This is a genomic window from Vreelandella olivaria, from assembly GCF_023507745.1.
Classification (GTDB): domain Bacteria; phylum Pseudomonadota; class Gammaproteobacteria; order Pseudomonadales; family Halomonadaceae; genus Vreelandella; species Vreelandella olivaria_A.
The window spans coordinates 205,431-212,755 of the sequence record NZ_JALPZO010000123.1; the positions used below are offsets into that span (position 1 = coordinate 205,431).

Below are 7,325 nucleotides of genomic sequence, written 5' to 3' on the forward strand. Positions count from 1 at the left end.
TTTTATTGTTGTGAGGCGTGTTCAACTAAATCTCTGGTTAGCTCATTCACTGTTGAGCACCCCAGTTGCTTCATACATCCTTCAAACTCCTCCTTGAGAATAGTCAGCGCTTTATAAGCTCCTTCCTCACCTGCTGTAGCGAGACCGTAAAGAGCGGCACGCCCAATTAATACTGAGGACGCCCCCAGCGCTTTCGCTTTGGCAATATCTCGTCCACGTCGAATCCCCCCATCCACTAAAATACGTCCTTCAGGAGTTTGCGAACTTATTTTTGCAAGTGCCTTCACAGGACTTATCGTTGTATCTAGCTGCCGTCCCCCATGATTTGAAAGAACGACGCCATCAATGCCGTACTGCTGACATTTATCAATATCATCCTGATGCAATATGCCCTTTAAAATGATCTGGCCGGGCCACAACTCTCGGATCATCGCTAAATCATTCCAGGTAAAACCAGCATCCATAGAACGACGCAGTAACGCTGCCCGTGCTTCGGGAGAAAGCTCCTCATTGGCTAAATTACCAAGTTTAGGAGTACCATTTTTTAAGTAGTCCATCGTCCAGGCAGGATGGGTGATACCATCTAAAATCGTCTTTAGGTTGTAGCGCATGGGTAAGCCAAAGCCATTCTTTAAATCTCTTTCTCGCTTACCGTTAAATACAACATCTGTCGTAATAATCAGCTTGCTGTAATTTAAACTTTTCGCGCGCTTAATCAAACTTCTGGCTAACGTCTTTTCGATTACATAAAGCTGAAACCACCGCTCTCCGTCCGTTTGCGCGGCGACAGTTTCAAGCGAGTCATTGGAAGCCGTCGACAGGACAAAGGGAATACCCACGCGGGCGGCAGCGCGAGCTAAGGCTATATCACCGTTTGGCCAAAATAATGAATTCAGGCCTGTAGGGGCGACTACGCAGGGAAACGAAGCTGCACTACCTAGAACTTCCGTTGATGGATCGACCACTGTAAGGTCGATTAATCGGCGTGGCTTGAATTTCCACCGATCATAGCTGATATTATTTTCAATTAGATCGTATTCATCTTCGGCTCCCCCCTCAAGATAGTCAAAAACAACCTTGGGAAGTCGAGCCCTCGCCGCCCGACGCATGCCTTTTATATTGTAGATTTTATTTAAGCGCGACATCCTTAAACTCTCTCAATCCTAGCTTCGATGAGTACAGGCGCATGTTCAGCAATAGCGTTATCGAACACCTGGGAGAATTCTGCGCGAGTAGAAACCCTATGCGCCGCAATACCATAACCTTCTGATAATTGAATGAAATCGATGCCGTCTATTTCAATACCCGGCACATTTTGGATCTTGAACTGATGGCTAAACCACTTCAACGCACCGTAGCCGCTGTTATTAATAATGATGAAAACGACGGGAATCTGATAACGTGCCGCCGTCCATAGCGACGTTATGCTGTAGTGGGCGGAACCATCACCTATAAAAGCAACGACAGGGCGCGTCGGATCAGCCAGCTTTACACCGAGAGCTGCTGGCATAGCAAACCCAAGCCCTCCGGCAGCGGCGAAATAGTAGCTGCCCGGCTCCTCCATGCCCACTCTTTCCCATAATGTAGCGATCGTAGAGGTAGCTTCATTTAAATAAACCGTATTGCGTGGCGCGATAGCATCGACAATGTCGAATATAGCACTGGGCTCAAGTTGACTGTGATCAATCTCAAGGCGCTGAATAGGCTTGCGAAAATCAGGACAATCGCCTTTCCGATCCGTTATACGCTCTATAAGACAGGAAAGGACAGTATCGACATTAGCTACAATGGCATCGCCAACGGGAGATCTGGCTGCCTCCTGGGCATCCCCTGTCACCAAGAGCAGCTGCGCATTTTCCGGTAAAAGAGCACCCGGATCATTCTGATGATAACGAAATACCGGCCCGCCTAGCACTAAAATCAGGTCATGCCCATGCAGTTTTTGTGCAAGGCTTGCCTCACCAGCAGGGAGAATGCCTGCGAAACAGTGATGATTGGTCGGGAACGGACATCGGGGAGCTGATGGTGCTACCCACACGGGGGCATGCAGTTTATCAGCGAGTAGTGCCGCTTTGCTGTTGCAGCGCAACGCATCAACTTCAGGCCCCAACACCAACACTGGGCTGGAAGCTTTTGCGAGCGCTACTAGCAGTGGCTGGAGCTCGTTCAGGGAAGGAGCTCCAAAATGGACAACGTTGCGTGTTGCTAAGTGCAGTGCATCATGAGCAATGGGCTGGTCCCAATCATCATAAGGAATAGACACATAGACCGGCCCCTTGGCAGGGGACATAGCTATATGAAGTGCACGGCTAATGGCATGGGGTACCTCTTGGGCACTAAGTGGTTCGTAGCTATCCTTCACCAGTGGCATTGGTAACACGACTGCATTTGAATTCTTCAGTAATGGATCGGAATAAACCATCGTCCGTGCCTGTTGGCCAGCAGTCACCACTAGCGGGGCATGTGAATTCACGGAGTTGCTTAAAGCCCCCATAGCATTTCCAGTACCTGCCGCAGCATGAAGGTTAACGAACCCCGGTAACCCTGTAGCCTGAGCATATCCTTCAGCCATACCTATCGCGACGCCCTCATGCAGGCACAAAATGTATTCAAAGTCATCTGGAAAATCCTTGAGAAAATTAAGCTCATTAGAGCCAGGGTTACCAAATACCTTATTAACACCTGCCCCTCTAAGAATTTGATAAACAGAATCTTTTACAGTTGTATAAGTTGTATTTTCCACTGAAATATATCTCATTTGTTTTATTTAATTCCAACATATCACCAGCCATCAATTTGAACAAATAAATACTTTTTGCTACTTTATATAGATGCCATTTATATCCTGGAGCGCTACCATGATGAGCCAAAAAATCGACTTGAATCTTATTAAGGTTTTTTTGGCCATCTACGAAACGGGCAGCGTTAGCGGTGCCGCAAAAAGGGTTCATCTAACACAACCATCAATTAGCTATGCCTTATCACGACTTCGCTCTCTCTTGAATGACCCTTTATTTCATCGCACACGAGATGGCATGCAGCCCACCTTTTCAGCTGATAAGCTTTATGAAACCTTCCGCAGTTCTTTGATGAATATAGAATTAGCGATAGCATCAACTCGAGAGTTCAACCCTTTAGTTTCTCAAAGGACGTTCAGAATTGCGTTATCAGATTTAGGCGAGGTATTTCTCCTTCCCATTTTAATGAAAAAATTTCGCACTTTGGCACCCAACATTTCTATCGAGGTAATTCCCTTAGAAGTCAACCAGGTTGAGGACTGGTTAGTAAAAGGACGGATTGATGCGGCCGTCGGGAACTTAACTTTTCTAAAAGGAAAAGTCAGCTCGCTATCTATTTTCGAAGAATTCTATGCCTGTCTTGTCTGTTCAAATCACCCAAGAATTGGAAAAACGTTAACATTAGACCAATTTATCAATGAACACCATGTCAGTGTATCCAGAACGACCGGGCATTCGATTGTTGAAGATATTTTAAAAAAGTTAAAAATTACTCGTCACGTATCACTAACGATTCCTCACTTTTCTGTGCTGCCTAGCATTATTTCCGACAGTGAAGTGATTGCTTGCCTTCCCAGCCGGGTTGCAGGAATGTTCGCCCAAAACGGCAACACAAGAGTGATGGATATCCCTTTAGATCTACCAACGTTTGAAGTCGGGGTTTACTGGGAAAATCAGCTTGAAGACACGGTTGCACAACAATGGCTCACCCAGGTTATTCAGTGTACCCTCTCAGAACTATAACAGGAACATTCCTTTAATAGACAAATAAAATATCCGTCAAGCTCACATCATAAAAACGCACTTAATTTAACAGTGGACTACTCGTTTACAAAGCCCTTAACGCCCTTACCCCTTTCTTCTACAAGAATTCCACTCTCGATATTTTTATTAGTGCCGTTATAAAAAAGGCCCGTACTGCATAAACAGATACGGGCCAAGGAGGATAACTAGTAAAAATGACGGGTGTTTCGGGTTAGTTGCTCTTCCCGGTAGCCACGCGGGAAAAGATAAACTCGAAGTCCTTCGTTTCAAAGATTGCCGAGACAACAACGCCCAATACCAATGCCCAAAATGTGGCGCCAATGCCGAGAATCTGGATACCGGATGCGGCGATTAGAAAAGCGAACAACGCACCTATTTCATGTTTCTTGCCAGCAAAGGCGATAGCCATGGAAGAGGTAATCACACGCATAAGTGCCAACCCGGCGACAATGGCAATAAAGTAGCGTGGTGTTGCCTCCAGCAGGCTGACCACATAGCCGTAGAAAGGCGCGGCAACGATAAAGATAGCACCAGCAATCACCGCTGCTACCCAACGCTTGTCGTGGCTTCCCGCCTCTGGCGATGCACACACGCCCGTCATCGGCGCCGCAATGCAGGTGCTGTGTAGATTGAAGAACGCCGACACCATGGTGCCTACACCACCCACTGCGGTGATTGCATTAGCCGGTACTTCTTTATACCCCATCCCTTTCACCAGGCCGACGCCCGCCGGCGTCTCCATCCCCACCAGAATAATGGCAAGGGGTAAGCCGTAAGTCAGGAAGGCTCCCAACGTGAATTGCGGGACAATGAACTCGGGGAAACGGATTGTCGCCTCAATGCCGGATAGATCAACGCCGGTTGCGATTAGGTACAGAATCCCGGCTAACATCGACACAATCAAGGGCGGAATTTTGCGAAACAGTCGTGCAGAAATAAAGAACGCCAGAATCATGATGGAGGCTGGCACAATAGCGCTCTCCAACGGTTTCACCATGTTGAGGCCGAAACTAAGCAGCATACCGCCAACCATCCCCATGACAATCGGCATCGGTATTAGCCGCATCACGATCCCCATTACGCCCGTCAAGCCAGCAACCAAAGTAATGGCCCCAGCAATCAGACTCGCGCCTAACGCAGCTTCCAGGCCGATCACAGGAATGACCGCTGCAAACATCAACGCACCGGGGATTGAGTTGGCCATGGGCAGTGGCAATCGGTAATACGCCGGCATAAAAAGCCCAAACAGGCCGTTGATCATCAGGTAGCTGATCACCCAAATCATGATAAAGGAAGAGTCGAGTCCGGCGGATGTGCCCGCACTGATATGTACGACCCCCACGCTGAGCCCTAAGATGCCTGCGACCAGACCTGTACTGGCATTATCAACATTGAGGTCTCGCAGGAAATCCCGGGGCGCATGCCTTAGGCTGACACCCTTCTCGATATGTTTCACGGTTTTCTCCAGGGGATTATTGTGCTTAGAGTTATTAAGTTAACGCGTTAGCTTTTCATTAGAATTATCTATGTCTCATCCACTGTTAAGCAGCCAATGGTGACTAGCCGAGATCTCCGCCCGCCACAGGCAATACACTGCCGGTGATGTAACTGGCCTCGTCGGAAGCCAGGAACAGAATAGGAGCGACCATTTCGTCTAGCGTGCCATAACGGTTCATCAAACAGCTCTGCTTGGTCTGATCAATATGCGCTTGAAACCATGCTTTTTCCGTCTCGTTAGTAGGCTCTGGTGTTCCTCGCGAAATACGCCTGGACGGAGCTTCGGTCCCTCCTGGCGCTGTTGCGACGACCCGGATACCATGCTCAGCAACCTCAAACGCCAGCGACGCGGTCAGCGCATTGACCCCACCCTTCGCTGCCGAGTAAGGAATGCGATGAATGCCCCGCGTTGCTGCTGAAGAGACATTGACGATAACACCGCTACCCTGTGCCACCATGGTCGGCAGTACCGCACGACAACACCATAGTGTGGGCATCAACGAACGATTGATCTCTGCTGAAATTTGCTTTTCGGTAAACTCGGTAAACGGCTTGAAGTTAATTGCGCCACCTACGTTGTTGACCAAAATATCGATACGCCCAAATTGATCGAGCGCCGCCTGCACCACTTGCTCGGCGCCTTCCCACGTTTCCAGGTCCGCCTGTACCGCGATCACTTCGCTACACTGCTTGCGTAGCCCAGCGGCCACCTCGTGGAGTTCATCAGCACGATCCACCAATACCAAACGCGCACCTTCAGCAGCGGCACGCTCGGCAACCCGCTGCCCAATACCTTGAGCAGCCCCAGTCACCACCATTACCCGGTCCTGAAAGCGAGAGCCGCCAAAACGTTGATCGCTCATGCGGGCTCTCCCACCTGATTAGGGGTGAACTTCTCGTAGTGGAAACTCTGGGGCTCGATTCCTTCAGCGTCGAAGTACTTCAGTACGGCATCAACCATCGGAGGTGGGCCACACAGGTAAACATCGACATCACCATCATGCATCACCTCGGCATTCATATGATGGGTCACATACCCTTTGCGCGGGTGTTCACTCGCTTCGTCGACCACGACAGTGGCGTAGGTGAAGTTAGGAAGCTTCTCAACAAAGGCATCCAACGCATCCGTTTTGACCAGGTGATCATCTTTATTGACGCCATAAATCATATGAACCGGTGCGTCACAGCCCTTCTCGGCCATTTGCTCTAACATGGAGAGGAACGGAGCCAGCCCCGTGCCCCCCGCCAGCATCAGTATCGGGCGTGTCACCGCGCGTAGATAGAAGCTGCCCAGCGGGCCGGTTAACGTGAGCTTGTCACCCACCGCAGCGCGCTCGGTTAAATAGCCACTCATTACCCCAGTGGAAATATTACGGATCAAGAAGGTGGCCCGTTTATCACCTGGTTGCGAACTGAATGAATAAGAGCGGTGTAACTCGGTGCCAGGTACATCAATATGGATGTACTGCCCGGGCAAAAAGGCAAGCCCCTCTTCATCATCCAGGTCAACGACCAGCTCAATGCTATCTTCAGAGAGTTGCTCGACCGCCGCTACCGTGCCTTCAACCTTACCCACCTGTGTCTTACACAGCGTGGACGCCACTGGTACTTGGATAACGCAGTCCGATGAGGGCACCATCTGACAAGTCAACACCTGTCCTTCAGCGACTTCTTCGTCAGAGAGCGCCTCCTCCAGATACTCGTCTCCCATATCGAACTCGCCCTGTTCACAGTGCCCTTTACAGGTGCCACATACGCCATCAGAGCAGTCCATCGGCAGGTTAACTCTTTGCCGGTAGGCGGCGTCGAGAACGGTTTCCCCTTCTTTACAGCCTATAAAACGGGTCACGCCGTCCTCAAAGTTGAGGACAATGGTATAGCTCATAATTAAATCTCCTCTCACATCAAGTCAGACGTGGTACACATCAATGACCTGATGGATATAGTCGTTATTCAACTGCACGACTTTTCTTGTGATCAGCGGATGCTGGCCCGAGACATCCAGCGTGTAGAAGCTCGTGCCGAAGAAGCTGTCGGTCTTTTGGT

The 7,325-nt window shown here is 49.5% G+C and carries 6 protein-coding genes; 1 reads left to right on the forward strand and 5 read right to left on the reverse strand.

The window, feature by feature from the left end; all coding sequences use genetic code 11:
* Nucleotides 1-2: 2 nt before the first annotated feature.
* The gene (locus tag HP566_RS14060; RefSeq protein ID WP_249977894.1) at nt 3-1,145 is read right to left on the reverse strand and encodes an alpha-hydroxy-acid oxidizing protein; all 1,143 of its coding nucleotides are present in this window, start codon (nt 1,143-1,145) and stop codon (nt 3-5) included.
* Nucleotides 1,146-1,147: 2 nt separating this feature from the next.
* Complete coding sequence (gene mdlC / locus HP566_RS14065; protein WP_249977895.1) at nt 1,148-2,758, reverse strand: benzoylformate decarboxylase; 1,611 nt, start codon at nt 2,756-2,758, stop codon at nt 1,148-1,150.
* Between the two features lie 100 nt (nt 2,759-2,858).
* Here mdlC and HP566_RS14070 point away from each other — a divergent pair, with 100 nt between their 5' ends.
* Complete coding sequence (locus HP566_RS14070) at nt 2,859-3,761, forward strand: LysR family transcriptional regulator (RefSeq protein ID WP_249977896.1); 903 nt, start codon at nt 2,859-2,861, stop codon at nt 3,759-3,761.
* A 232-nt stretch (nt 3,762-3,993) separates the two neighbouring features.
* On the opposite strand, the gene HP566_RS14075 is transcribed toward HP566_RS14070, so the two are convergent.
* The 3 genes from HP566_RS14075 to benC form a co-directional block, all read right to left on the reverse strand.
* Nucleotides 3,994-5,238, reverse strand: coding sequence for a benzoate/H(+) symporter BenE family transporter (locus HP566_RS14075; protein ID WP_249977897.1), 1,245 nt, complete (start codon nt 5,236-5,238; stop codon nt 3,994-3,996).
* A 103-nt stretch (nt 5,239-5,341) separates the two neighbouring features.
* A complete protein-coding gene (benD, locus tag HP566_RS14080; protein WP_249977898.1) occupies nt 5,342-6,142 on the reverse strand; it encodes a benzoate diol dehydrogenase BenD in 801 nt (266 codons plus the stop codon).
* Nucleotides 6,139-7,164 (reverse strand): benzoate 1,2-dioxygenase electron transfer component BenC, encoded by a 1,026-nt coding sequence (gene benC, locus HP566_RS14085; protein WP_284041470.1) that lies wholly within the window; start codon nt 7,162-7,164, stop codon nt 6,139-6,141. The genes benD and benC overlap by 4 nt, the downstream gene beginning before the upstream one ends.
* Between the last annotated feature and the right edge of the window lie 161 nt (nt 7,165-7,325).

Coding starts and splice junctions, on each gene's coding strand:
- HP566_RS14070 (WP_249977896.1), top strand. CDS start 2,859: ATGATGAGCCAAAAAATCGACTTGAATCTTATTAAGGTTTTTTTGGCC.
- benD (WP_249977898.1), bottom strand. CDS start 6,142: ATGAGCGATCAACGTTTTGGCGGCTCTCGCTTTCAGGACCGGGTAATG.
- mdlC (WP_249977895.1), bottom strand. CDS start 2,758: ATGAGATATATTTCAGTGGAAAATACAACTTATACAACTGTAAAAGAT.
- benC (WP_284041470.1), bottom strand. CDS start 7,164: ATGAGCTATACCATTGTCCTCAACTTTGAGGACGGCGTGACCCGTTTT.
- HP566_RS14060 (WP_249977894.1), bottom strand. CDS start 1,145: ATGTCGCGCTTAAATAAAATCTACAATATAAAAGGCATGCGTCGGGCG.